Origin of the sequence: Chitinophaga sp. W3I9 (assembly GCF_050434025.1) — a bacterium.
Classification (GTDB): domain Bacteria; phylum Bacteroidota; class Bacteroidia; order Chitinophagales; family Chitinophagaceae; genus Chitinophaga.
This window is the reverse complement of record NZ_JBNPWC010000001.1, coordinates 469840-494973: the sequence shown is the minus strand read 5'-3', so window position 1 is coordinate 494973 and position 25134 is coordinate 469840. Positions and strand designations below refer to the sequence as shown.

Here is a 25134-nt window from a genome sequence, read left to right as displayed (position 1 = left end):
ACATGATTAAAAACTATTTCCAAATTGCCTGGAGGAATCTGAAAAGAAGCCAGTTTTTCGCTGCTGTGAATATTGCAGGATTGGCCTTTGGCATGGCGGTGTGCATGTTTATCCTCTGCTGGGTTTTAGACGAATATAGTATTGATAAGTTCCATTCAAATGGCAAGAATATTTACCGGCTGCAGGCGAATGTGGACTGGGGCGGTATACGCACCATGACTGTCACACCAACTGTACTGGCGGATGATCTGAAAAGTAATTTCCCGGAGATCATGGCGAATGTGAAAGTCCGGGTGACCAACAGCAATCTGCTGTTTAAAACAGCGCAGCGATCCGCGCTGGAAAAAAATTACATATTCGCTACCTCTAACCTGCTGGAAGAGATGGACTTCCCGGTAGTAGCAGGAGATAAGCATACCGCATTGACGCAGCCGGAATCTATTGTACTGACGGAATCATTTGCAAAAAAATATTACGGTACCACCGATCTTGTAGGAAAGATCATTAACGTGGAAAAGAACAAAGCGCTGCAGGTAACAGCTATCGTGAAAGATGTGCCCGCTGCATCGTCCATTCAGTTCGACTTTATACTGCCCTTTGCGCTTTCCCTGAAGCAGGATCCCTGGCTGTTGAGGCCGGGCAGCTACAGTATTTCTAATTACATGGTGGTGAAAGCCGGAACAGATATTCCCCGCCTCACCGCAAAGATGCAGCAACATTACGCTAAACTCAACCCTGGTAATAAGAATGAAGTATGGCTGCAACCTTTTGAAGATACCTATCTGCATGAAAAATATGAAAATGGAAAAGTAGCCGGTGGAAGAATTGAATATGTACGTTTGTTTTTCATCACGGCGCTTATTGTACTGGCCATTGCCTGTATCAATTTCATGAACCTTTCCACTGCACAGGCATCTAAAAGAGCCCGTGAAGTAGGCGTGCGTAAATCGATGGGCGCTTCCAGGCTTTCGCTGATGTTGCAGTTTACCGGCGAAGCAATCCTGATGTGCGCTATAGCGGCTGTTGCCGCAGCAGTAGTGGTGTACTTACTGATGCCGGTATTCAATAATTTTACCGGCAAGCATATTACGTTTACGCTGTCTGTTACTGTTAAGTACCTGGTGGGGCTGTTAGGTGTAATATTGATCACTGGCTTGCTGGCAGGCAGCTATCCTGCTTTTGTGTTATCGCGTTTCCTCCCGGTGAAGGTATTGAAAGGTGATTTGAGCAGCGGGAGCGGAGCTTCCCTGTTCCGGAAAAACCTGGTGGTATTGCAGTTTGTGCTCTCTTTCATTTTTATTGTGAGCAGCGTAGTGATCTACAACCAGATGCAGTACATCTACCACCGTAACCTGGGGGTTGACAAGGAAAATGTAATGTATGTGGAATTGGGCGAAGGCTTTGCCGCAAACCAACAGGCGATTGAGCAATCAATGTCGCAGCTGCCGCAGGTGAAGTCATTTACCTACAACAGTTTCCTGCCATTGTCTATTGGCGGCTCAAGTGCCGACCTGAGCTGGGAAGGGAAGCCGGATAAGCTGATTGTAAATACCGCGCCGCAGCAGGTAGGATACGACTATGTTTCCACCATGGGAATGACGATGAAGGAAGGCCGTGATTTCTCCCGGGACTTTGCTTCGGACTCCGCTGCCTATATCATCAATGAAACCGCCGCCCGTGTAATGGGAATGAAGGACCCTGTAGGAAAACAAATCAGTTTCTGGAAGGGGAAAGGCACCATCATCGGCGTGGTAAAAGATTATCATTTTGCCTCTATGAGGGAAAATATTTCGTCGATGGTGATGATGCTGGAGCCGAAAGATAATAATTACATGATGATCCGCCTGGCAAAAGGAGAAGTTTCCAGCCAGGTGGCCGCAGTGGAAAAAGTATTCACTACGCTGAATGCCGGCTACCCGGTAGCCTATCACTTCCTCGATGAAACTTTTGATAACATGTACAGGTCGGAAACGATGCTACGTAAACTGGCGCAGGTATTTGCGGTAGTAGCGGTAATGATTTCCTGCCTGGGGCTGTTCGGACTATCTGTTTTTACTGCGGAACAGCGCAGGAAGGAAATTGGTATCCGGAAAGTATTAGGTGCTTCCGTAATGAACGTTACCCGTTTGCTTTCAAAAGAATTCCTGACCCTGGTGATCATTGGTATCTTACTGGCCACGCCTATCAGCTGGTACATGATGAATAACTGGTTATCCGGATTTGCATATCATACAAATTTATCTGCCTGGATCTTTATCATTGCTGGCTTACTGGCAGTGGTGATAGCCCTGGCAACTGTGAGTTTCCAGTCGGTGAAAGCCGCCATGGCCAACCCTGTAAAGTCTTTAAAAGCCGAATAATTTAACGTATATGTTTAAGCGTTATATCGTCATAACATTCAGAAATCTGCAGCGGCAAAGGTTGTTTACCTTTATCAACATCGCCGGGCTGGCTGTGAGCATGACAGTATGCTTGATCGTATTGATATCTGTCAGGGAAAATTTCAGTTATGATAATTTTCATCCTGCTGCTTCGCGTACCTGGAGAATCACTACCCATGCACAAACGCCGGATGGCAGAAAATATCATATGGCCAGTGTGCCATTACCAATGGGAGCGGCATTAAAAAATAATTATGCTGCCGTTGAAAATGAGGCCACCTTATATGGTGCTTTAAATGGAGACGGGAAAATAGATAAGAAGAAGATCCATATCTATGGTGCATTTGCTACGCCTTCCTTTTTTGAGGTGTTTGGCTTTAAACTGGCTGCGGGCAATCCCCGCACCGCCCTGCTTACGCCCAACAGCATTGTGCTTACCGCAGAAACCGCCCAACGGTTTTTTGGGACCACTGATCCAATGGGAAAGGTAATCCTGTTCGATCGCTTTGGCAGCTTTATCGTTAGTGGCGTAATGGAACCTGCTCCCTCCAAATCCCATATCGATTACGAAGCCTTTGCGGCAATGTCGTCCGTGCCTTTACTGGAACAAAGCAAAGTATTGCCGGATAAGCTGAATAACTGGGACCAGGTACAGAGCAGCTACACCTATGTGGTGCTGCGCCGCGGCGAAAAGGTATCCGCCCTGGAGTCGGCGCTGAAGGACCAGGCCCATCGCTACGACGGGCTGGTGCAGAAAGGGCAGGGCAGCATGGCTTTCGAACCACAGGCACTCGGCAAAATCACACCGTCGCAGGAGCTGATGGACGATATCGGCGGTACACCGCCCTGGGGCAAATTACTCGCGGAAATAGGCGTAGCGCTGGGACTGATTATCTGCGCCTGCTTTAACTATACCAATTTATCTATTGTACGTTCCCTGCAGCGGGCTAAAGAAGTAGGCGTGCGAAAGGTAAACGGTGCCCAGCGCTGGCAGATATTCCTACAGTTTATTACAGAATCTGTGATCATGTGCATATTGTCGCTGATCATGGCGGTTTTACTGCTGATGCTGATGCAGTCCACTCATTTCAGCGGATTACCTGTTCCTGATAACAACCTCCTCGAACCCAGGCTGCTCCTGTTGTTCCTGTTATTTAGCATCGTTATTGGCATAGTAGCCGGGGCTATCCCGGCATGGGCTTTATCCGCCTTTCAGCCGGCTAAGGTGTTAAAGAACCTTATCGACATTAAACTTTTTGGCGGATTGGGATTGCGGAAAACACTTATCGTCATCCAGTTTTCCTTATCGTTAACTGCGATCATCTTCCTGGTCACCGTTTATCGTCAGTTCCATTACAAAGCCATTAAGGACATGGGCTTCTACCGTGAAGATATCCTCAATGTTCCGCTGGCAGATGTGGACTTTCAACGGATGAAGGAACGCATGATGCAATTGAAGGAAGTGACAACGGCAACAGCCAGCTCCGGAACATTAGGCATGCCAAGACATTGTAACTTCTGCGTTATCCGTACCGGCGACAGCAAAGACAGGATGGAGTTTGGCTATTATGCCGGAGATGCGGACTTCCTCAAAGTAATGCACCTGAAACTATTGGCGGGCACTACTTTCCCTGAATCCGCTTCTGCTGAAAAAGAACAATATATTATCGTCAACGAAAAGGCGGTTAGTATAATGGGTATAAAATCACCGGCAGATGCTATCGGAAGAACACTGTTCCTGTCGGATTCCCTTCCCGTAAGCATTGTTGGTGTAGTGAAAGATTTCAACTTCCAGCCGATAGAAGTAAATATCCGCCCGATGGCGATCCGTTTTGCTCCCAACGAATTCCGTCAGCTGCAATTAGCGATGCTGAAAGGAGATAAAGAGCAGCAGGTAGCGGACGTAAAAAAAGTATGGACAGCCATGCATCCCGGAGAAGTATTCACGTCGGAATGGATGGATGAACAACTCCGAAGCCGGAATGGGAGAGAAGTAATTTCCATGCTGGGTTTCCTGGTATTCATTACCACCTTGATAGCTGCATTAGGGTTGCTGGGCATTGTAGCCTACACCTCTTTTACCCGCAGAAAGGAAATTGCTATCCGCAAAGTACTGGGCGCCAGTGCAGCGGGGCTATTAATGCTGTTGTCTAAAAGCTATATAAAATTAATCGTCATAGCAGGCTGTATTGCCCTGCCACTGGGATATATAGGCAGCCTGCTTTTCCTGCAGATATTTGCTTACCGGGTAAGCACGGGCATTTTGGCAATGCTGGGAAGTTTCCTGTTCCTGGTATTCCTGGCACTGATTACCATTTTTTCACAAACCTGGAGAGCTATTGAAGTGAATCCGGCAGATAACCTGAGAAATGATTGACTATGCTGCTATTCAACTACATAAAACTTGCCTGGCGCAATCTTGCAAAAAGAAAGCTGTACAGCTTCATCAATATCGGTGGGCTGGCAGCGGGTTTGTGCGCCTGCATGCTGATTATGTTGTATGTAGTGCATGAGCTGAGCTATGATCGTTTTCATAAAGATAGTTCCAGGATTTATTCACTGTTTGAGAAGATTAAACTGGAGAAAGATACGATGCAGCTGGAGCGTTTTAACGCAACAACGGCAGCCTCTATCCAGCAACAGAACGCGGCCGTGGAGAGTTATATCCGCATGGGCAACCTCGCCAGCGAATCCATTATCATGCAGAGTGTGGCCAATCCCAATATTAAAAGCGAGGAGCGTGACACCTGGTTTACAGACGCCAACTACTTCAGCTTTTTCTCTTTCCCCTTGCTGTTCGGTGATAAGAATGAGGTATTGAAGCAGCCTTTTACAGCGGTAATTTCGGCTTCCATTGCCAGGAAATATTTTGGAAGTACAGATGTAATAGGAAAACAGCTGCGATATAATGGCAAGTACATTTTCCAGGTATCAGGAGTAATGGCCGATGCACCTTCCAATTCCAGTATCCAGGCTAATATACTGTTGTCGTATTCCAGTATGGCCGGCATCGAATCAATGAGGGAAATTATTTCCGGCGAACGTGGATTTGCCGGCGTCTTTTTTAAAGTGTTCCTAAAGCTGGATGATCCCGCTCACGCAGCCGCCGTAGTACAAAATATCGACCGGCTGATAGCTGCTCAGTTGGATCAGGGGAGAGCGGTGATGGTACCCATCACCCGGATGCATACTGATGCTAATTTCAGCCCGGGGTTTAATCTTCGATATCTGAAGTTGTTTCCCCTGGTAGCAGCGCTGATCCTGCTGATGGCATTGATTAACTATATGAGTCTTTCCACCGCCCGGGCAACGATGCGCGCCCGTGAAATAGGGGTGCGGAAATCGCTGGGCGCCGATCATAAAAGCATTGCCAAACAATTTTATGTAGAATCGGCCCTCTATGCTTTCCTGGCATTTTGCCTGGCGCTGTTGTTGTGCCAGTTATTACGCCCCTGGTTCTTCAACCTGCTGCAGCTGAAGGTGGATGTAAGCTTTCTTTACCACCCGGTAGTACTCATGATTTATGTGCTGTTATTGCTGATCACTATTTTACTGGCAGGCAGTTATCCTTCGTTTGTTCTTTCCCGTTATAATCCTGTTTACATTTTGTCGGGGAAGATGAGTCGCGTAAGCGGCGGCGCCTCCGTAAGGAAAGTATTAACGGTATTGCAGTTTGGAACCGCAGCAGTGCTCATCATTTGCAGCATTGTTATTAACCGGCAGCTGTATTTCTTCCGTCATGCTGCAACCGGCATCAATAAAGAGAACGTGGTAATGCTGCCATTTCAGGGCTCTATGGGGAATCACTACCAGGCTTACCGGCAGCAGGTGGCTGCTTTGAATGGTGTGCAGCAAACGGCTACAGCCCGTTATCCGTTGTATGGCGGTTACGATATGTGGTTTGTGATGGGAGAAGGTAACCGTCCGCCAATGGCGTTGTCTATGCTCAGCATGGATCATTCCCTGTTTGGGTTAACAGGACTGCAATGGAAATTTCCGCCGGCAGATTCCACACAGCTGGGCATGCCGGATAAAATAGTGCTGAATGAATCTGCCGTGGAAAGCTTTGGTTTTTCGGGATATCCGTTGGGGAAGTATATAAATTTAGGAGATAAGAAGGTAGAGGTGATTGGCGTAGTAAAAAACTTTCACTATAAATCATTGCATTCAGCCATCACCCCGCTGGGCATAAATGTGGAGAAGGATAATACCGCTTTATGGGGCGCTAACAGCCCAGGATGCATGTTTGTAAAAGTGGCGCCAAAACAGAATATGCCTGCCCTGATGGCGAAAATACAAAAGATATATGCTGCGTATGATATGCAGGAACCTTTTGAATATACCTTCCTGGATGAAGCATTTGGCAGGTTGTATACTGCGGAAGACCGGCTGGCCGGGATCTTTGGCTGGTTTACGGTACTCACCGTGCTGATATCGGCACTGGGATTACTGGGACTGGCAGCCTTTTCGGCTGAGCAGCGTACACGCGAAATTGGCGTGCGTAAAGTATTGGGCGCCAGTGTGGCGCAGATTACCACCTTACTGTCGAAAGAATTTATCCGGTTAGTAGTGATCGCATTAGTGATTGCCTCACCGGTGGCGTGGTACCTGATGCGGCAATGGTTACAGCAATTTGCTTTCCGCATCGATCTGCAACCCTGGATGTTTATATTGGCTGCCATTATCGCCGTAACAACAGCGTTACTGGCCATCGGCCTGCAAACCGTAAAAGCCGCCGTCGGGAACCCGGTAAACGCATTAAAAATTGAATAACAAGTGAACAGCAAATCAGAGTGTGTGTCTACACGCCCTGCTTTTATTTTTATCACTTTAAATATAACCGTATGTTAAAGAGCTATTTAAAAATTGCCTGGAGGAATTTGCGGAAACAGAAAGTGTTTGCTGCGGTTAACATCGTGGGAATGAGTACCGCATTATGTGCTGCATTGCTTTTGTCTCTTACCGCATACCGGGAATGGACCTACGATAATTTTCATAAAAATGGAGAAGATATATACCAGCTGATTGGCGTGGAAGATACCGGAGGCCAGGTAAAAACAGGCGCCAGTATGTCGAAGCCACTGGCAGTAGCTTTGCAGAAAGAAGTACCGGGAGTAAAGTATACCACTTTTATAGCCGGGTATAACGTGCCTGTAAGATATGGTACCAACCACTATTACCTGGGTGCGCAAATGGTAGACAAGGATTTTCTGAAGATGTTCACCTTTCCACTGCTAAAGGGAGATAAGAATAGCGCACTGCAGCAGCTGAACCAGGTGGTGCTCACAAAACGCGCTTCCGGCATACTGTTTAAAGATACCGATCCGGTAGGCCAAACGGTGGAACTGAACCTGGGCGGTAAATGGCAGCCTTTCATTGTAAGCGCAATAGCAGCAGATATCCCCGATAATTCTGGAATGGGCTTCGAATTACTCACACGGTTTGAGAATGAACCGGAGTATAACATCACCAAAAACGATTGGAGCGCCTCTAATTTTCCACTGTTTGTTCAGTTGGAACCTGGCGTCAGTAAAACTTCTTTCGAGAAAAATATGAGTGTGGTGGTGAACAAATATTATAAAGGGAAGATAGAAGACCTTCAAAAGAATGCGGGTGGCGTTAAAAATGTATTTTACCTGAAAGGATTGCCGCTGAAAGATTTTCACCTCAATGCAGAGAGTACTTTTTACAGTGGCCTGAATAAATTTTATCCCTGGCTGATGATCATCCTTGCTACGCTGATCATCAGTATAGCCGCTATCAATTTTATAAATCTTTCCATTGCCAGATCCTTTGCCCGCAGCGGTGAAATAGGATTGCGGAAATCGCTGGGTGCACAAAATGGTCAGCTGCTGCTGCAGTTCTGGGCAGAAGCTTTTCTCCTGTGCTGCTTTGCACTGGTACTGAGCCTTGGCCTGATGATCCTGCTGCTGCCTTATTACAACCAAGTGTTTGGGCATCATATTGCATTGGGCATCTTCCGTAATATTTGGGTGTTAGCCGGCGCCATTGCCGGTTTCTTCGTGATCACATTACTGGCAGGTGGTTATCCCGCCTGGAAAGTAGCGCGACTCAATATCCTGGAGGTGCTGAAAGGCAAGCTGGGTATGGGTAAAAGCAGCGGGGTGCGCAACGGGCTTATTATAGTACAGTTTATGGTAGCAGTGGTGCTGATCAGCTGTACCTCCATCATCTGGCAACAGCTTAATTTCATACAGTCGGCCCCGTTAGGATACAACTCATCCCAGGTGATCAGCATCCCGCTTGATAATGCTACGCCGTCTGATATCACTTCCATGAAAAACAGGCTCACAGAGCTGAGCGAAGTAAGAAGCGTGAGTGGCAGCATGTTAAACCTCGGGCTGGGAAAGGACGGGTCTTCCGGCAACTGGACCAGGGGCTTTATGTATAAAGATCGCCATGTTTCCACGCAATGCCTCGCAGTAGATTACGACTACGCCAAAACACTGGACCTGAAAATATTATCCGGCCGCGATTTCTCCCGGGAGTATGGAACAGACAGTAACGCCGTGGTGATCAATGAACTGATGGCGAAACAATTAGGCGTAACTGATCCTATAGGCGTAAGCTTCCGCATGAGCGAGGACGAGCCGCCGTTACACGTGATCGGCATGGTGAAAGATTATCACTTTGAATCATTACATAAGAAAATCAGTCCGCTGGTGATGATCATGAACGCTCCCCTGAATTATATCTTCGTTAAAGTAGAAACATCCAACCCGGTGGCATCACTGAAAAAGATCACTGCACTCTGGAAGGGAATTAATGAGCTGTCGGAAAGTGATCCTTCTTTCCTCGATGAAAATGCACAACGGCTATATACACAGGAACAACGGTTTTCAAAGATATTTATGAGCGGGGCGGTACTCGCCGTTATCATTTCCTGCATGGGATTATTTGCTATTGCAGTACTGGTGATGGCACACCGCAAAAAAGAAATCGGGATCCGTAAAGTACTGGGCGCATCAGTGAGTGGAATTGTGATGCTGTTATCGAAAGATTTTCTTCGCCTGGTACTCGTAGCCGTATTAATAGCCGCCCCGGCAGCCTGGTACTTCATGCATCAATGGCTGGAAGGCTTTGAATACCATACCACCATTCACTGGTGGGTATTCGGGGCAGCAGGGCTGATGGCGGTATGTATCGCATTCTTAACCGTGAGCCTGCAATCCGTGAAAGCCGCGCTGGCAAACCCGGTAAACAGTTTAACAAGGGATTAATATTAAAATATCACCTATGATGTGGCGTAATTATCTGAAAACAGCTTTAAGAAATCTGAAGAAACGTAAACTGTATTCGGCGATCAATATCACCGGTCTGTCTGCGGGCATTGCCTGTTTCATACTGCTGGCGCTGTATTTAAGGAATGAATGGACCTACGATAACTTCCATGCACATGCCACTGAATTATATCGTATCCGCTTCGACTATGGCGAGAAAGACCAGGAAGTAACCCACACCGCCCTCACCCCGAGCGGACTGGCGCCGGTGATGAAGGATTTTCCGGAGGTGAAATACATCTCCAGGGCCTATCCTTCAGCTACTACGGTGGCTTATGGCGACAAGGTAATGAACGAGAAGGGGTTTCTTTATGCAGATCCTGCTTTTTTCAACATGTTTTCTTTCCCGCTGATAGCAGGAAATGCAGCCACTGTTTTGAGCGGGCCCAATATGGTGGTACTATCTGAAACAATGGCCAGGAAGTATTTTGGCACCACGGATATAGTAGGTAAAACACTGAAGATTAATAACAAAAATGAATACCAGGTAACCGGTGTAGCCATAGATGCTCCTGCGAACACCCACCTGAAATTTGATTTTGTAGCCAGTTATGCCTCGCTGGGTAGGCAAGACACCTGGAATTCAGCCAATGATTACACCTACGTACAGATGGCCGGCAAAGCCACTGCCGGCGCGCTGCATGGGAGGTTACAGAACCTGATAAAAGAACAGATGGGGAGTGTTACCAGGAGTGGCGTTACGCTTGATTTTGTGCCGGAGTCCGTACCGGGAATTCATCTCCATTCTATTGCCCTTAATTCAACAGAAGCTGGCGGGGATATCCGCTATAATTATATTCTTACCATCATAGCCGCGCTATTGCTGCTGATTGCATGTATCAACTTTATGAACCTCGCCACGGCCCGTTCCGCGGAAAGAGGCCGTGAAATCGGTGTGCGGAAAGCCCTGGGCGCCGTGCGCAGGCAGCTGTTCTGGCAGTTCATTGCCGAGTCTACGCTGATCAGCTTTTGCGCTGTGGTACTGGGAATAATGATTGCGTTGGTATTATTGCCGGTATTTAACAATATGGCCGGCGTCACCCTGAAGCTCGGACTGGACAGCTATCACATCTACCTGTGGCTGGCGGGTGTCTTTCTTTGTACCACCTTTTTTGCAGGTACCTATCCGGCCTTGTTCCTGTCGGGCTTCCGGCCGGTACAGGTATTAAAGGGACGGGTTATGCACACTTCAGGTGGCAGCATCCGTAAAAGCCTCGTCGTATTCCAGTTTGCCGCTTCCGTGTTCTTTATCATCTGCACATTGGTGGTGAGCAACCAGCTAAAATATATTCAGCAAAAGAAATTAGGACTGGACAGGTCGCAGGTGTTGGTATTATCAGGAGAAAATTTTAACCGGCAGATGCTGGAAGCCTTCAAGGGCAGGCTGTTGCAACAGTCGGGTATCAAATACGTCAGCGCCTCGTACGACTCACCGGTATCGGTGGGCGGTGGCTACACTATTGGTAACCTGGAAGGAAAACCGGCGGATTACAGTATGAATATTACCGCGATCCCCGTGGAGAAAGATTACCTGCAAACAATGGGAATTTCATTGTTGGCCGGTGCAAACTTAACCGACGCGGATGTACAGGATATTTTAAAGGAAGATAAAGACCGGGTATATCATTTCCTGCTTAACGAAACCGCCATAAAGCAGTTGGGCTGGACGGCTGAAACGGCAGTTGGAAAACGCATGGTGATGAATGGCCGCGCAGGAACCATCAAAGGGGTGATGAAGGATTTCCACTTCGCCTCCATGAAAAGCAAAATTGAACCCATCGTTGTTTTCCCGGAATATGAATGGTTCGGGGAAGTGCTCATCAAAACTTCAGGAGATAACCAGCAGCAGGTGATAGCAGGGATAGAAAGGATCTGGAAGGAATACCTGCCCGCTGTGCCTTTCGGATATCATTTTATGGACGAAGACTTTAACGGATTATATAAATCGGAATTCAGAACCGGTACCATTTTATCAACCTTTTCTATTGTTATTATCCTTGTTTCCTGCCTTGGTTTACTGGGGCTGGCTGCGTTTACTGCAGAACAGCGTACCCGCGAAGTGGGTATCCGCAAGGTGTTGGGCGCTTCGGCCACCAGTGTGGTAGCGTTGCTGTCGAAAGATTTTATTAAGCTGGTGCTGATATCGCTTTGTATTGCTTCCCCGTTTGCCTGGTATGCTATGCATCAATGGCTGGAGGGCTTTGCCTATCACACCCGTTTACATGCAGGCACCTTTCTCCTGGCAGGCACTATCGCCATTGTAATCGCTTTGCTCACCGTGAGTTTGCAGTCGGTGAAGGCGGCATTAATGAACCCGGTTAAAAGCCTGAGATCAGAATAAACTAATCTGGATAACCGGAGCAGCTACTTTTAATTATATTGCTGAGCCGATATGCAGAAAATATCAACATAAATTAAAAACAAATTACCGATCATGATACAATTGCAGAAAATTTCCAGGCATTACCCGGTTGGATTCGGAAAAAATTATATCCTGAAAGATATCGACCTCACTATCAATGAAGGCGAGTTTGTATCTATTATGGGGCCTTCCGGTTCCGGGAAATCTACCTTGCTGCATATTATGGGTTTACTGGAAGAACCATCCGAAGGGCAATACCTGTTTGAAGGAGAGCGTGTGGACAGGATGAACGAGAAAAAAAGGACCCAGTTGCACCGGGGTTCCATTGGATTTGTGTTCCAGGCCTATCACCTGATTGACGAATTAACCGTGTACGAAAATATTGAAACGCCGTTACTGTACAAGAACATTCCAGCTTCAGAAAGAAAGAGCCGGGTGGCAGATGTACTGGACCGCTTTAATATGGTAGCTAAAAAAGACCTGTTTCCCAACCAGCTATCCGGCGGACAGCAGCAACTGGTAGGTATTGCCCGCGCTATTGTGGCCGAACCCCGGGTGATCCTGGCCGATGAACCCACCGGTAACCTGCACTCCGATCAGGCGAAAGTGATCATGCAGCTGTTTAAACACCTGAATGAACAAGATAAAATTACAATCGTGCAGGTAACCCACTCAGACGTGAATGCCACCTACGGCAACCGCGTTATCCAGATCCGCGATGGACATATTCAGCCATAAGAAAGGCGGATCAGTTTTAAGAATTTGTAAAAAAAAGATTATGTTGTACACTCAATTAGTGAGGTATACTGCCATACCTACTAAATTTTTGCCTTCTATCAAGAAGGGTGGAAAAGTATCATCACAATTATTATATTTTTGGAATGTTATGAGAATATCCCGAATAGCAGGAGTAATCCTGATTTTATTGTTTGCTAACATAACATCCGCTGATGCGCAGGATACGTGGAGTTTACAACGTTGTGTGGATTATGCCTTGCAAAATAACCTGACAGTTAAACAACAGGAAGTACAAAAACGCCTGGCAGATCTCACTTTACAGCAAAGCCGCCTGCAAATGATCCCCGGTTTCAGCGGGTCAGTAACAGGAGGGTATACGGATGGTAGAAGCGCCAGCCTGGGAGATAACCAGTATGTTAACCAAACCGTGTTTAACTCCAGTGGTAACCTGAATATGCAGGCGAACCTTTTTAGCTGGTTTTATCAGCAAAAAACAATTGCCGCCAACAAACTGGATGCACAGGCCAATAGCTTCCTGCTGGAAAAAGCCAGGAATGACCTCGCGTTTAACGTGGCCACTGCTTTCCTGCAGATACTGCTCAATATTCAAACAGAGAAAGTAAACGAAGAAAACGTCCGGCTGACCAATTCCAACCTGGATAATACCAAGAAACTGGTTATTGCAGGTTCCGTACCGGAAAGCAACCAGGCCGACCTGGAAGCGCAACTGGCACTGGACAGCAGTAACCTGGTAACCGCCCAGAACAACGTGACCCTGGCCATTCTCCAGATGAAGGCTTATCTCAACCTCGGATTTGAGATCCCCTTTAAACCGGATGTACCTGAAAATATTTCTTCCCTGCCATTATCTGCCTTGCAGGAAATGGCGCCGGAAATGGTGTACAGCGCCGCTTTAACCAACTATCCGCTGGTAAAATCGGATGAACTGAAGATCCAGAGCGCCGCCAAAGCATACCAGGCGGCCAAAGCGCAGTTGTATCCCAACCTGAGCATAAGCGGCGGCCTCAGTACCTACTACGCCAATAACTATTATGAGGATATTGCGCAAACAAAGGTGCTGCCGTTTCATGATCAGATCAGCAACACCTACCGGAAAAATATTGGATTAACGCTTAACATACCTATTTTTAATGGCTGGCAGCAACGTACCACTGTAGCCAGGGCTAAAATAAATGTATACAGCCAGGAACTGATCCGCGACCTGGATCACCAGAAACTCCGGCAGGATATTTATACCGCCCATGCCAATGCAATAGCGGCCTTACAGAAATATAATGCATCTGCCACAGGCGTAATGGCGGCCCAGAAAGCGTATGATTTTGCCACCAAACGCTTCAACCTCGGATTAATGAACACCATTGATTATATCACAACGCAAAGTAAATTGTATAATGCGCAGGTAAACAAGGTGCTTGCTCAATACGATTACATATTTAAAATGAAATTGCTGGAATTCTACCGGGATCAGAAAATATCACTGTAGCCGTTCCGGGAAATTAAATTGCTTTATGAAGAAGAAACAACTTTACTGGTTCATAGGCATACTTTGTTCACTCGTTATTTTGTTCCTGGTGCTTAAAGCGGCCGGGGTAATTGGTAAGGAAGAAGGACTTAAAGTTGCTGTAGACAATGCTTCTAATAGAAATATTATAGAAGTGGTTACCGCCAGCGGTAAAATTTATCCTGAAATAGAAGTAAAAGTAAGCTCCGACGTTTCCGGCGAAATCACAGACCTTCCCATCCTGGAAGGCGACTCCGTAAAAAAAGGGCAGGTACTGGCACGTATATACGCAGATATCTACGGATCGATGGTAGATAAAGCGGCGGCCTCCATGAGCCAGTCGCAGGCGCAGCTGGCCAACTCCGCTGCGGCGCTGAACTCCTTTAAGGCCCGTCTTGATCAAAACAAGGCTGCCTACAACAGGAACAAAGAACTCCTTGCCCAGAAAGTAATCTCCAAATCAGAGTTTGAAACAGCCGAAGCAACTTATCTCGCCTCCCTGGCAGATTATAACGCGGCTGTGCAACAGATCAACGGAAACAAGTTTGCCGTTGCCAGTGCGCAGGCCAACCTGAATGAAGCCAATAAAAACCTGGGTCGTACCACCATTTCCGCTCCCATGGGCGGTATCGTTTCCCTGCTGTCTGTAAAGAAAGGAGAACGCGTGGTGGGTACTGCACAAATGACCGGTACCGAAATGCTGCGTATCGCTGATATGAACACCATGGAAGTACAGGTAGACGTGGGCGAAAACGATATTCCAAAAGTAAAATACGGCGATACTGCCATTATTGAAGTGGATGCATATAACAGCCGGGAATTTAAAGGTATTGTAACACAAATTGCCAGCTCCAGCAAAGGCGCCGCCACAGCTACGGTAAGCACCGCATCCTCCGCAGAGCAGGTAACCAGCTACATTGTACATATCCGCATCCTGCAGGAAAGCTACCAGGATCTTCTTGATAAGAACAAGAAAACGTATCCCTTCCGCCCTGGTATGAGTGCCAGTGTGGATATTCAAACCAGGCATGTAAATAATGTACTGGCCATCCCAATTAACTCCGTAACTACCCGCGACGCCGATTCTACCAAAGGAAAGGACGACAAAAAGAAAGCGGCGCCGGTACAGGATAATACTACCCCCGGCTCTTCTGCCGATACCAAACCCGTGCTGAACGAGGTGGTATTTATACTGCAGAAAGATGGTACCGTTAAAATGGTACCCGTTAAAACCGGCGTACAGGACGACGCCTGGATCCAGATCACTTCCGGCCTGAAAGCCGGCGACCAGGTGATCAGCGCTCCTTATACCGCCATCTCCCGTACCCTCGAAAATGGCAAAAAAGTAAAAGTAGTACCAAAGGCCGAACTGTTTGAAGGGCAGGCAAAATAACGCAGTTACACAACTTTCATATAAAAAAAGAGGTCGTTTTTCAACAAAGAAAAACGACCTCTTTTTTGGTGTTTTCGCTGATCAGTTTTATCTTTGAAAAATGTATAAAACATTGATATACAATACGAGTTTCCTCGAAGCGCGTCTAAGCAGCACACCAAAACCCTGTGCAACAAACTGACTACCACCATCTTACCGATCAAGTCCACACCTCCACCTCAGCTCCATGTTATCTCCACATCAAAGGCATGTTCAAAGTATCTCCAAAGCATGGTAAAAGCAACTGCAAAGCATCACGTACATCATCTTCCCTCACTTCTTTAATTACCCCATCTCCAAAAGAAAAAGAATAAAAATCATGGTAATCAGCAAAATCAGCGGGAAAGACAACCTCCGCTTCAGCAAAAATGCTTTATTGCTTTTTAATTACATTGCATAAAAATTTGCATTGTGAGCAAGAGCATTGGAATTATAGGCAGTGGCAGCTGGGCTACTGCACTGGCTAAGATCCTGACAGATAACGGACATCATATACATTGGTGGATAAGGAATGAAGACACCATACGTCATATGCAGCTGCGTCATCATAATAAACATTATCTCACCTCCGTATATTTCGATACCAGCCTGCTAAGCCTCAGTAGTGATGTAAAGGCAGTAGTGGCGGCCTGCGATGAGCTGGTGCTGGCTGTGCCCAGTGCTTTTCTGGAAGATGTGTTAGGCATGTTACCCGCCGATGCACTGATCAATAAAGAGGTCATTTCTGCGATTAAAGGGCTGGTACCAAGTACCAACGACCTGATAGGAGAATATCTTCTCAAACAATTCAATTTACCGACAAGCCGGTATTTTACGATTACAGGCCCCTGCCATGCGGAAGAAGTAGCCAGCGAAAAGCTGTCTTACCTTACCTTCTCCGGCGCTCAGCTGGACACTACCCAGTCTATCGCCGATAAATTTACCGGCAGCTACCTGCAAACAATTGTAAACACCGATGTGATTGGCGTACAGCTGGCGGCAGTACTTAAAAATATTTACGCCATGGGCGCGGGTATTGCACACGGACAGGAATATGGAGATAACTTTCTCAGCGTATTTATTACTAACTGTTTCCGGGAAATGCAAAGTTTCCTCGAAAAATATGAGGAACAGAAAGCTACGGTGGCCGGAACGGAGCCGGTAGTGCATAATTACAGCGCCAGCGCTTACCTGGGCGATCTGTTGGTTACCTGCTACTCACTGCATAGCCGTAACCGTACTTTTGGCAATATGATCGGGAAAGGGTACAGCGTAAAAGCGGCCCAGCTGGAACTGAATATGATCGCAGAAGGTTATTACGCCAGCAAATGTATGCATGAAATGAACAGGAATATAGGGGCATATATGCCGGTTGCCCAGGCTGTATATGCTATCTTATGGCAGCAGGTGCATCCTTCAGAGGCATTCCTGTCCCTTGAAAAAGGGTTTATATAAAATGGCCGGCTGTTAGTCTTCCCGGGTTAACAGCCGTCTGCCAGTCGCTTAAAAATCATCGTAGTCCTCATAATTATCTTCCCCGATCTTCATAATTGCCCTCACATTCGGGAAATACTGCTTAATAAGACTGGCAATCCGGGTGAAAAGATACTCGCTTAACACCGGTCCCTCGTAATACTCAATCTCATTGGTCTCGTCCGAGATGATATATTCCGTGATATTACGGTCAATAATGGCTTGAAAGCGCCTTTGCCGTGGGAGTTTCCTCAAACTGATTTTGGTTGGAACACCATCTACATTAAATGTACATGCAATGTTTCGCATAACGGCGATTGGGTTTAAATGAGAAAATGGAATGGTTAAAATTTGCGCTTCACATGGTAGCTTGGGTGCTTACTTCAGCTAAAATAAGCTGAAATGGACAAAGAAACATTATTGATTACCAATTACGATAATAATGTTGCTATATGTATCCCGAATTACCACTATTTAGGGCAAATTGTAATACAATTATAAATAATTATGATTACATTGACTGTTAATCAAATGTAAATGGCCCGCCTTTATTTTATTCACGCCTTCTACCTGTGGATACGGGATAATATATGTAGAATTATTTCTACACTTTTTGATAGCCAAATCCCCTGAAACCTAATACAGCAGGCATTGGATTGATATTTGAAACATCCTATGTCCCGATCCGGAAAATTGAGGACCTGGTTACTTGTTAACTGCGTAGTATAAAATTTTTACCATGAAGATTAGAACCTTGCTTTTTGTTACTTCTTACCCGCCCCGGGAATGTGGAATTGCAACTTTTGCACAGGACCTGGTAAACGCAATGAATAAGAATTTTGCCGGTAATCTGAATATTGAGGTGGCAGCACTGGAAGAAGCAGGCAAACCTGCCAATATGAAAGAAATACCCGTTACTTATTCAATGAACCCGTTTGATATTGACGAGTGCATTGATTTTGCACAGAAAATAAATGAGAACGACAAAATAGATCTGGTTTGTTTTGAACACGAATTTGGCCTGTATGGTGGAGAATACGGTCATAACCTCCTGGCCATGCTTTCCTTACTGGATAAACCTTTCGTGGTACGTTTCCATACCGTGCTTCCTTATCCCGATCATAAATGCACTAAGGTAGTAAGCCTGATCAGCGCACTCGCCGCAAAAGTGATTGTAATGACACGCTCGTCTGCCACCTTACTGCAGCAGGTATATCATGTGCCGGCTGAAAAGATTGTGCATATACCACACGGTACACACGCGCATATCGTGGAAGATGTGGATGCGCTGAAGAAACAATACAATGTGGAAGGAAGGATGGTACTGAGCACATTTGGTTTGCTCAGCGAAAACAAAGGCATCGAAACAGGCATCAGGGCCATGAAGGATATTGTAAAACAATATCCCGGCGCCATTTACCTGGTGCTAGGGAAAACCCATCCCGTAGTATGCTCCCGTGAAGGAGAAAAATACCGCGAGTCACTGGAACAACTGGTACAGGAACTCGGCCTGGAAAACAATGTACGATTCGTAAATAATTATCTTTCCCTGAAAACATTACTCGATTATTTATCTCTTACAGATATTTACCTTTTTACGTCAAAAGATCCGCATCAGGCAGTAAGCGGAACTTTCGTTTACGCCATGAGCGCCGGTTGCGCGGTGATCTCCACATCATTTGTGCAGGCACGCGAAATGCTGGAAGACGGCGCCGGTTGCCTGGTAGATTTCAATAACCCGGAACAAATTGCTGCATGCGCGATACCGCTGCTCGGCAATCCGGAGAGCTACGCGCGCAGATGAGCCAGTCGGCCATTGAAAAAACACGCAACTCCATCTGGGAAAACGTGGCCATTGCACACATGAGCGTGATCAGCGAAGCACTGGCAGAAGACAAGATCCTGCCCAACCTGCCGCCGCCATACCTCGATCACATCGATCGTATGACCGACGAAATCGGTATGCTGCAGTTTTCCAAGCATGACATCCCGGACCCTGCTTTCGGATATACCCTGGACGACAACGCAAGGGCGCTTATTGCTACCTGCATGTACAGCAGCGAATTAAATTCCAGCAGCTTCGTCAACTCCCTGACCCGTAAGTACATCGACTTTATCGCTTACTGTCAGCAGCCTTCGGGGAAATTCCTTAATTATGTGGATATCGACCGTCAGTTTAATAAAATGAATGAGGAAGTAAACCTGGAAGACGCCAATGGGCGTGCTGTATGGGCGCTGGGGTATGCCCTTGCATCGCATCATCACCTGCCCTTTGATGCCGTGCAAGACGTATCCGCCATATTCAGCAAATGCTTCAACTGGATGGAATCACTGAAATCACCCAGGGCGATGGCATTCACCATCAAAGGACTGTATTATTTCCTTTCTTATAAACCCGGTGGCAAGGCAGTGGAAATTTTGCAACATCTGGCTGCAAAATTGTATGATCATTACAAACAGGAAGCAGATGAAACCTGGCATTGGTACGAATCCTATCTCACCTACGGTAACGCCGTATTGCCTGAGGCAATGATGATGGCCTACCAGGTAAGCGGGATTGATGCTTACCGCAGAACCGCGGAAAACAGCCTGACCTTCCTTTGCAGCAAAACCTTTACAGACAGTCATATGAAGGTGATCAGCAATAAAACATGGTACCACAGGAATAACACCCAGCAACAGGAAGATGGTGGCGAACAATCTATAGAAGTAGCCTATACTATGCTGGCTTTGAATACGTTTTATAACACCACAAAAAATAAATCATATTTGGAAAAGATGCGTTTGGCATTCAGTTGGTATTTAGGGAATAATCACCTGAAACAACTTGTTTATAATCCATTAACTTACGGTTGCTACGACGGACTGGAGAAAAATAATATAAACCAGAATCAGGGCGCCGAGTCAACTGTATGTTACCTGATTGCCAGATTATTAATGGAACAATGGAATAAACATAAGTATGTTACACCGAAACAAAACAGCCTGGCACCAGTCAAACTTGGCTACAACTGAGAATAACATGAAGTATCCCAGCATATTGATTATAGATGATGAGCCGGATATATGCAGATTATTGCAACTTACGCTTGTACGTCATGGATATAATGTGAAGTACGTGCATGAACTGGAGGCAGGAATGAAGTCAATTTTCAAACATCAGCCTGATCTCCTTTTTCTGGACATCCACCTGCCCGACGGATCGGGCCTTGAGGCTTTGCCGGTGATCAAGGAACGTTGTCCCACGTTACCTGTAATCACTATCAGCGCCTATGACAATGCGATGGAAAAGCAAACAGCACTGAAAGCCGGAGCCGCCTTTTTCCTGGCTAAACCTTTCAGTCTCAAAAACGTTGATGAACTGATCGACAGTATCAAGATAAAAAGCTGATAAGGCCCTCTTGGTTATAATCAGTAATTTTAACCAGCTATTCTGTTGCCAATTACCACTATATTAAAGAAGTATGAAAAATATTCTAATAATAGACGACGAAATTAATATCTGTACACTCCTGAGTAAATTTCTCGGGAAACATGGTTTTGATGTAGATACCACCATGACGGGTGGTGCTGCACTTAAAATGATGAAAGAAAAAACCTATGACCTTGTACTCTGTGATTACAGGCTGAAAGACACCGATGGTGCACAACTGCTGCAGGATATCCATCAGATCAATCCTTCAACCATTGTTATCATTATTACAGGTTACACAGATGTTAGAGTAGCTGTGGAAATGGTGAAAAATGGTGCATACGATTATCTTTCCAAACCGTTGTACCCGGATGAAATTCTCAACCTCGTACATAAGGCCTTCGCCCATAAAGAGGCGGAACAGGAAAGGCGCGCATCCAGACCAGTGGAGTCGGGCAGTGAACCCGAAGAAGTCCGGGAAACATTACTGTCCCGTAACCAGGACGACAAGAACAATAAATATGTATACGGTGAAAGCGAAGGTGCGAAGGAATTAATAAGACAAATCAAACTGGTGGCGCCCACCGATTACAGCGTCATCATTTTCGGGGAAACCGGTACCGGTAAGGAATCCGTGGCGCATCTTATTCACCATCACAGTAAAAGAAACCAGCAGCCGTTTGTTGCGCTGGATTGCGGTAGCCTCTCCAAAGAACTGGCCGCAAGTGAATTGTTCGGCCATGAAAAAGGCTCTTTTACCGGCGCTATCAATACCAAAATAGGCGCTTTTGAACAGGCACAGGGCGGCACCCTGTTCCTGGATGAAATCTCCAATTTATCGTACGATATACAGGTGGCCCTGTTACGCGTGTTACAGGAAAAGGTAATTCGCCGGGTGGGAAGCCTGAAAGAAATACCGATCGATGTACGTATCATTGTAGCCTCCAACGAAAAGCTCTCTGAATCCGTGCAGCGCGGTAAGTTCAGGGAAGACCTGTTCCATCGCCTCAATGAGTTCACCATTTATATTCCGCCTTTGAGGGAACGCCGCGAAGATCTGCCACTGTTCACTACCGCCTTTGTAGACCAGGTGGAAAGGGAACTGGATAAGTCATGCGGTAAAATTTCTTCTGAAGTATGGGACTGCTTCCAGCAATACAACTGGCCCGGTAATATCCGCGAACTGAAAAATGTGATCAGGAGAGCCTGTTTGCTTACACCTGAAACAGAAGATATTACCATGATTGCATTGCCGCTGGAAATGAAAGAATCTTTTAACCAGATCCCGGAAGAAGTACATGTTTCCGGTGAACTGGCGCTTCTTTCCAACGACAATGACCTTAAAACAGTAGCCCTCCAGGCAGAATACAATAAGATTATAAATGTGCTGAAAGAAGTGAAGTATAATAAAACAAAAGCAGCGCAGGTATTGAATATCGATCGTAAAACCCTGTATAACAAGTTACGGTTGCTGAATATAAATTATTGATCAAACAAATGTTTATTCCCTGGGAAACAGCCGTCTCCCAGGGAATAAATTATCCAATAGCAGGTATTGCAATCGTAAATACTGCTCCCTTTCCGGGCTCACTATCTACATGTATAGTTCCTTTGTGATTTAGTAAAATGTTCTGTGTGCTGGTTAAGCCAAGACCAGTGCCTTTCGACTTACTGGTATAGAAAGGGTCAAACAAACGCGCGAGCTTCTCTTCCGGTATGCCAACGCCATTGTCGCGGATCATGAGTTTTGCCTTATCCTGGTTACGCATAGTGGTAATGGTGAGTACGCCTTTCCCCGGCACCATCGCCTCAATAGCGTTGATAACAATGTTCAGTAAGGCAATCACAACTTTTTCTTCATCGGCATTAATGATCACATCCGGTGATACCAGGTTTTTTTCCACACGGATTTCATTCAGTTGTAACCGGTCGCCGGATAGCAGCAGCGCTTTCTCTATCAGGTTGTTGATCCCCACCGGTTCCATATGCAGTTCAATCATACGGGTGCTGTGCAGCAGTTCTGTAATCAGCTGGTTGATACGTGTGCAGTTGCGCTCAATGATATCTGTATACATCAGTGTATCATCGTTTGCCACCACCGCTTCTTCTTCTTTGAACTGGCTTACGGCCAGCAGTATATTGGTGAGCGGGTTTCTTACTTCATGTGCTATCACCCTGGCAATACGCCCGGTGATTACAAATTTTTCCTGGTGTTGTTTCTCCTGTTCTTCTCTCTTTTTCTCAGTAATATCCTGGATCACACAAAGGAATATCTGTGCCGCTTCGTCCAGCATTACGGCATTGATCAGCACCACCAGTTTTTTGTTGTCGGCAGTTTTGAAATCATATTCCTGTAAATTGGCAATGCCGCTGTTGCAGATGTTATTCAGAAAATTTTCACTCTGATCTTTGGAGATAAAGAGATCCCGCAGGTGCAGTTTTAGTATTTCTTCCCGGTTGTATTGAAGCGTTCTTAATGCTGCGGGATTGGCGTCGATAATATTCCGGTCGCAATCGGCCAGCACAATCAGGTCATGTGCCTTTTCGAAAATGCCATAGTATTTTTTCTCACTTTCCTCAATAGACCGGCGATGGTTGAATTCATCGAGCGCATAACGGATGGACCTTTCCAGGAGGTCGGCGGTCATTTCTCCTTTCACCAGATAATCGTAGGCGCCGGCCTGCATTGCTTCCCGGTCGATGTTATAATCGCCTTTACCCGTAAGCATAATTACCGGCGGCTGATGATGCATCTGATGCAGCCTTCGAAGGATATCAATACCCGTATTGGGCCCCAGCCGGTAATCTACCAGGAATACGTCGTGCGTATTGTCTTCTATGGCAGCCAGTCCCTTCTGATAGGTAGAAGCCCATTCAAGCACATATTGGCCGGGTGAAATATCATGCAGTAATTCTGTTACGAGAAAGAAATCGTCTTCATCATCGTCTATCATTAAAATGTGTATCGGGCGCTCGCTCATCGCAATAGATTAGGAGTTTTGCAATTTGTGACAAAATTCACAGCAATAAAGGTGCTAACCTTTATTGCTCCGCAGGTTCATCATTCCGGTTTCTCTGTCGCAGGGGCAGGATAATAACAAAAGACGCGCCTTTCCCCGGGTCTCCGTGGGCTTGTATGAAGCCATTGTGGCTGTCTACAATTTTTTTGCAGATGGCCAGTCCGATCCCTGTGCCGGAATACTCGCTGATGCCATGTAGCCGTTGGAAAATGAGAAAAATCCGGTCGGCATAAGCCTGCTCAAATCCAATACCATTGTCGTCCAGGCTGATACGGCAGTAAGAATCGTTCCACCGGCTTTCTTTTACAATGCCTAATTCCTTCCCGGTTACCACCTCGTGATGGATATTGATTTCGAGGCGCCTGTCCGGGCTGGCAAACTTAATAGAATTGGCCAGCAGGTTCTGGAACAGCTGGTGAAAAGAAGTGTCGCTGCCTTCTATTACCGGCAGCTGGTCATATTTGATCTGCACGTTCTTCTCTTCAAGAGTAACCTCCAGGTCGCTGATCACTTCCTGCAGCAGTTTGGTCATATCCACTGGAGTGATGCTTTCCGGGGTAATGCGGCCAGCCCTGGAAAAGATGAGCAGATCATTGATCAGTACCCGCATCCGGGACACGGCAGACACCATACGGTCTATCAGTTGTGTGGCATCCGGCGGCAGCTGGTCTTTATATTTCATCTGCAGCCTGTCACTGAAGGTCGATATCTTGCGTAACGGCTCCTGGAGGTCATGCGAGGCTACATAGGCAAACTGCTCCAGCTCCTGGTTGGTTTTATTCAGGAGGGAGATATTTTGTTGCAGATCACGCTGATAGGATTTCATCCGGCTTTCAATATGCAGCTGCAATTTGAATTCCCTGGTGAGGGTGATATAAGAATAGATGCCTATCAGGATGGCTACCAGCGAGGAAATAAGGATCATGGGCACCCACATCACCGCAAAGAAATGAAACAGTTCCGATTTCTCCTGTACCAGGCTTTCTTCAATCCGGATCATATCGCGCACCTTATTATCGATGAGATCCATGGACTTTTCGCCTTCTTTAACATTGGAAAGCTGTTTCGGCTGAGTGGAATTTTCTCCGCCCAGTTGCAGTTGCTGGTATTTGATGGCCAGTAACTGACGCAGGGTATCCAGGTGCCTTTGCTGAACAGGGTTATCGTTGGTTATTTGCCGGAGCAGGAGGTATTCCCGCTCGATCCTGTTGCTGCGTTCCTGCATACTGGGATCCAGGAAGGCGCTGTCTTTTGTAACGGCATATCCCCTGATGGCGGCTTCCGCCTCCTTGAGTTGCCGGGTAATTACCTCCAGCCGTTTGGAAACTTCAATGGCGTGATTAAGCCTGCCGGCATTGTCCAGCAGGTTCTTTGCCACCAGGTACGAAAATACCGAGGCCGCCACGATAACGGTAAATGCAATGAAAAACCCGAGTCGGATTTTCTTGTGTACTGAAAAATGCATCTGTATGTATGAGATCTTGAGAAAGCATTTCAAGTTACTATTTCTGCCT

The 25134-nt window shown here is 46.4% G+C and carries 16 protein-coding genes; 13 read left to right on the top strand and 3 right to left on the bottom strand.

Annotated elements, in window-relative coordinates; translation table 11 throughout:
- Positions 1–2: 2 nt before the first annotated feature.
- From QFZ51_RS02180 to QFZ51_RS02140, 9 genes are all read left to right on the top strand, one after another.
- On the top strand, positions 3–2360 hold the full coding sequence (locus QFZ51_RS02180) for an FtsX-like permease family protein (RefSeq protein WP_429042717.1): 2358 nt from the start codon (positions 3–5) through the stop codon (positions 2358–2360).
- 10 nt (positions 2361–2370) lie between these two features.
- Positions 2371–4758, top strand: a complete 2388-nt coding sequence (locus tag QFZ51_RS02175) for an ABC transporter permease (protein WP_429042714.1) — start codon at positions 2371–2373, stop codon at positions 4756–4758.
- 2 nt (positions 4759–4760) lie between these two features.
- Positions 4761–7154: an ABC transporter permease gene (locus tag QFZ51_RS02170; RefSeq protein ID WP_429042711.1), complete on the top strand. Its 2394-nt coding sequence runs from the start codon at positions 4761–4763 to the stop codon at positions 7152–7154.
- 71 nt (positions 7155–7225) lie between these two features.
- Positions 7226–9622, top strand: coding sequence for an ABC transporter permease (locus QFZ51_RS02165; protein ID WP_429042709.1), 2397 nt, complete (start codon positions 7226–7228; stop codon positions 9620–9622).
- Positions 9623–9638: 16 nt separating this feature from the next.
- The gene (locus tag QFZ51_RS02160) at positions 9639–12023 is read left to right on the top strand and encodes an ABC transporter permease (RefSeq protein ID WP_429042706.1); all 2385 of its coding nucleotides are present in this window, start codon (positions 9639–9641) and stop codon (positions 12021–12023) included.
- A gap of 93 nt (positions 12024–12116) precedes the next feature.
- Positions 12117–12782: an ABC transporter ATP-binding protein gene (locus QFZ51_RS02155; protein WP_429042704.1), complete on the top strand. Its 666-nt coding sequence runs from the start codon at positions 12117–12119 to the stop codon at positions 12780–12782.
- A 148-nt stretch (positions 12783–12930) separates the two neighbouring features.
- Positions 12931–14286, top strand: coding sequence for a TolC family protein (locus QFZ51_RS02150; protein WP_429042701.1), 1356 nt, complete (start codon positions 12931–12933; stop codon positions 14284–14286).
- Positions 14287–14311: 25 nt separating this feature from the next.
- A complete protein-coding gene (locus tag QFZ51_RS02145) occupies positions 14312–15697 on the top strand; it encodes an efflux RND transporter periplasmic adaptor subunit (RefSeq protein ID WP_370908658.1) in 1386 nt (461 codons plus the stop codon).
- A gap of 450 nt (positions 15698–16147) precedes the next feature.
- Positions 16148–17170 carry an NAD(P)H-dependent glycerol-3-phosphate dehydrogenase gene (locus QFZ51_RS02140; protein ID WP_429042698.1) on the top strand — a complete coding sequence of 341 codons (1023 nt, stop codon included), beginning with the start codon at positions 16148–16150 and terminating at the stop codon, positions 17168–17170.
- A 48-nt stretch (positions 17171–17218) separates the two neighbouring features.
- Here the strand turns inward: QFZ51_RS02140 and QFZ51_RS02135 are convergent, their stop codons facing one another.
- Positions 17219–17497, bottom strand: a complete 279-nt coding sequence (locus QFZ51_RS02135) for a hypothetical protein (protein ID WP_079471254.1) — start codon at positions 17495–17497, stop codon at positions 17219–17221.
- 430 nt (positions 17498–17927) lie between these two features.
- Here QFZ51_RS02135 and QFZ51_RS02130 point away from each other — a divergent pair, with 430 nt between their 5' ends.
- From QFZ51_RS02130 to QFZ51_RS02115, 4 genes are all read left to right on the top strand, one after another.
- Entirely contained in the window at positions 17928–18992 is a 1065-nt protein-coding gene (locus QFZ51_RS02130) for a glycosyltransferase (protein ID WP_429042695.1), read from the top strand.
- On the top strand, positions 18944–20203 hold the full coding sequence (locus tag QFZ51_RS02125) for a hypothetical protein (RefSeq protein WP_429042693.1): 1260 nt from the start codon (positions 18944–18946) through the stop codon (positions 20201–20203). The genes QFZ51_RS02130 and QFZ51_RS02125 overlap by 49 nt, the downstream gene beginning before the upstream one ends.
- A 7-nt stretch (positions 20204–20210) precedes the next feature.
- Positions 20211–20579, top strand: coding sequence for a response regulator (locus tag QFZ51_RS02120; RefSeq protein WP_370908655.1), 369 nt, complete (start codon positions 20211–20213; stop codon positions 20577–20579).
- Positions 20580–20652: 73 nt separating this feature from the next.
- Positions 20653–22089, top strand: coding sequence for a sigma-54-dependent transcriptional regulator (locus QFZ51_RS02115; RefSeq protein ID WP_429042690.1), 1437 nt, complete (start codon positions 20653–20655; stop codon positions 22087–22089).
- A gap of 49 nt (positions 22090–22138) precedes the next feature.
- On the opposite strand, the gene QFZ51_RS02110 is transcribed toward QFZ51_RS02115, so the two are convergent.
- Both QFZ51_RS02110 and QFZ51_RS02105 read right to left on the bottom strand, forming a co-directional pair.
- Positions 22139–23581: an ATP-binding protein gene (locus tag QFZ51_RS02110; protein WP_429042687.1), complete on the bottom strand. Its 1443-nt coding sequence runs from the start codon at positions 23579–23581 to the stop codon at positions 22139–22141.
- Between the two features lie 61 nt (positions 23582–23642).
- Positions 23643–25085, bottom strand: coding sequence for a sensor histidine kinase (locus QFZ51_RS02105; RefSeq protein WP_429042685.1), 1443 nt, complete (start codon positions 25083–25085; stop codon positions 23643–23645).
- Positions 25086–25134 lie beyond the last annotated feature (49 nt).

Bases quoted from the DNA above. Each gene is read 5' to 3' on its own strand.
- QFZ51_RS02180 (WP_429042717.1), top strand. From the start codon at position 3: ATGATTAAAAACTATTTCCAAATTGCCTGGAGGAATCTGAAAAGAAGC.
- QFZ51_RS02175 (WP_429042714.1), top strand. From the start codon at position 2,371: ATGTTTAAGCGTTATATCGTCATAACATTCAGAAATCTGCAGCGGCAA.
- QFZ51_RS02170 (WP_429042711.1), top strand. From the start codon at position 4,761: ATGCTGCTATTCAACTACATAAAACTTGCCTGGCGCAATCTTGCAAAA.
- QFZ51_RS02165 (WP_429042709.1), top strand. From the start codon at position 7,226: ATGTTAAAGAGCTATTTAAAAATTGCCTGGAGGAATTTGCGGAAACAG.
- QFZ51_RS02160 (WP_429042706.1), top strand. From the start codon at position 9,639: ATGATGTGGCGTAATTATCTGAAAACAGCTTTAAGAAATCTGAAGAAA.
- QFZ51_RS02155 (WP_429042704.1), top strand. From the start codon at position 12,117: ATGATACAATTGCAGAAAATTTCCAGGCATTACCCGGTTGGATTCGGA.
- QFZ51_RS02150 (WP_429042701.1), top strand. From the start codon at position 12,931: ATGAGAATATCCCGAATAGCAGGAGTAATCCTGATTTTATTGTTTGCT.
- QFZ51_RS02145 (WP_370908658.1), top strand. From the start codon at position 14,312: ATGAAGAAGAAACAACTTTACTGGTTCATAGGCATACTTTGTTCACTC.
- QFZ51_RS02135 (WP_079471254.1), bottom strand. From the start codon at position 17,497: ATGCGAAACATTGCATGTACATTTAATGTAGATGGTGTTCCAACCAAA.
- QFZ51_RS02130 (WP_429042695.1), top strand. From the start codon at position 17,928: ATGAAGATTAGAACCTTGCTTTTTGTTACTTCTTACCCGCCCCGGGAA.
- QFZ51_RS02125 (WP_429042693.1), top strand. From the start codon at position 18,944: ATGCGCGATACCGCTGCTCGGCAATCCGGAGAGCTACGCGCGCAGATG.
- QFZ51_RS02120 (WP_370908655.1), top strand. From the start codon at position 20,211: ATGAAGTATCCCAGCATATTGATTATAGATGATGAGCCGGATATATGC.
- QFZ51_RS02115 (WP_429042690.1), top strand. From the start codon at position 20,653: ATGAAAAATATTCTAATAATAGACGACGAAATTAATATCTGTACACTC.
- QFZ51_RS02110 (WP_429042687.1), bottom strand. From the start codon at position 23,581: ATGAGCGAGCGCCCGATACACATTTTAATGATAGACGATGATGAAGAC.
- QFZ51_RS02105 (WP_429042685.1), bottom strand. From the start codon at position 25,085: ATGCATTTTTCAGTACACAAGAAAATCCGACTCGGGTTTTTCATTGCA.